Below are 1,722 nucleotides of genomic sequence, written 5' to 3'. Positions count from 1 at the left end.
GCTAAATCAATCCAGTAAGGAAGTTCTTTTTGACCTTCAATATCTAGGTCTATATAGCCATGATAAGGTCGCCCTCTCATCAATGTAGTATGAGCTCCTGTTCGGGGTAGAACTTGCTTTTCTATTTCTTTGCCAATTCTGACCATAACCAGTTCGTCCTTTCTGGAACTGACTGTAAGGACCATTTTCCCACGAATCATAAAGGCAAGGCCACCAAACAGTTTCTTTTCTTCTAGCTCTTCTTCGAAAATTTGGGGAGGAAGTTTGAGTGCTAGAATTTTTCGAATCTGCTGAGCTAAAGATTGACTATATGCCATAGCTTTTCACTTCTCTTAATAACGTGATGGGCCTGCGCTTGCGCTTCGGATATTGAAACGTTTCTTGAGATAGAAGCGAAGGGCGAGAAGGGCTGCTCCTAGGACAGCCAAAGGCAATGGAGCAAGGACTGGATTGAGGTTGGCTGGTAGGAAGCTTGTTGCAAAGAAGACAACCAACCAAAGAAGCATAGCAGCGAGGATGACGAGGATTGATTTCCAGAAAGGAGGGCGCTGGCTACGATCTGTGTCTGGTCCATAGTACTGGTAGACAAAGTAGTACATCAAGTAGAAGGCAAGTCCTCCTACAAGTCCAACCAACAAGAGGGTAATCAAGCCATAGCCAATAGCCTGATCTGTAGAGAAGAAGGTAGTCAGAGCGCTAACCAATGCAAAGAGACTGGTGATAAAAAGGGCTGAGTCCATAATCATGAGTTTTGGATCGTCATTTTCTTTTGGATGCTCTTTTTCGTATTGCTCCTTGACAGTGAAGCTATGAGCCCAGTGGGTTGGAGCCCCGTAGAGGGAACGTGCAGTCGTCCCCTTGGCTTGCTCTTCAAGGATTTTAGGAATGACTTCCTCAAAGACAGCCTTGATTTCAGCGTCTGTTTTACCATCTTTAATAAATTGTTGGGTAGCGATGTGGATAAACTCTTGGTTTTTCTTAGTTAATTTTTGTAAATCAATCTGAGACATAGGGATTCCTCTTAGAACCATTTTTTATGGATGAGATAGAGAGTGAGCGAAACACTCATAGCAAAGGCGATAAAGACGATTAACCAGAAGGCATGAGGCTCACCGTTTAGAGGGATTTCATTATCCTTAAAGTTCATCCCGTAGGCTGAGAAGATCATGGTTGGGACAGACATAACGATGGTCACGAGAGCCAGGGTCTTCATGATGTTGTTCTGGTTGTTGGAAATGATAGAGGCAAAGGTCTCTGTCATAGAGTGAAGGACATTTCCATAGATATCTGCCATCTCGATGGCCTGTTGGGTTTCAATCAGAGTGTCTTCGAGTAGGTCTTCGTCTTCTAGGTATTTCTTGATATTGCTAGTTGCGCTAGTCAATTTCTTAATCACGCGCTCGTTCGTCTTCAGTGAGGCCTTGAAATAGACGATGGTCTTTTCCAATTCCATGAGCTCAATCAGCTCTTCGTTTCGAGTGGATTTGTGAAGTTGACTTTCGATTTGTTCACTCTTACGGTCAATCGAACGAAGGGCCGTAAGGTAAAGTTCGGCGTTGCGATAGAGAATCTGGAAGATAAAGCGTGAACGCATGAAGGTGTAAAAGTTGCGCAGTCTACGGTTGATAAAGACATCGAGAACGGGGAGGGGTTCCAAGCAGGTGGTGATAATGGTTTCCTCTGTGATGATAATCCCCAGCGGAATCGTAACGTAGTAGGTAC

At 44.2% G+C, this 1,722-nt stretch carries 3 protein-coding genes; all 3 read right to left on the bottom strand.

Translation table 11 applies throughout. From position 1 onward, the window contains the following. Window positions 1–317, bottom strand: a 317-nt coding sequence (locus GMD6S_RS08965) for a hypothetical protein (RefSeq protein ID WP_000331821.1), incomplete at its 3' end; no start/stop codon positions are given. 15 nt (window positions 318–332) lie between these two features. Beyond that, window positions 333–1,010 (bottom strand): DUF1129 domain-containing protein, encoded by a 678-nt coding sequence (locus GMD6S_RS08960; protein ID WP_000077993.1) that lies wholly within the window; start codon window positions 1,008–1,010, stop codon window positions 333–335. Between the two features lie 11 nt (window positions 1,011–1,021). Then, a partial coding sequence (locus GMD6S_RS08955) for a magnesium transporter CorA family protein (protein WP_000320095.1) occupies window positions 1,022–1,722 on the bottom strand: 701 nt, incomplete at its 5' end.

It is taken from the genome of Streptococcus sp. GMD6S, assembly GCF_000297015.1.
The sequence above is the reverse complement of the archived record's forward strand: the minus strand, read 5'-3'. Positions and strand labels throughout refer to the sequence as shown.

Bases quoted from the DNA above. Each gene is read 5' to 3' on its own strand.
- GMD6S_RS08960 (WP_000077993.1), bottom strand. From the start codon at position 1,010: ATGTCTCAGATTGATTTACAAAAATTAACTAAGAAAAACCAAGAGTTT.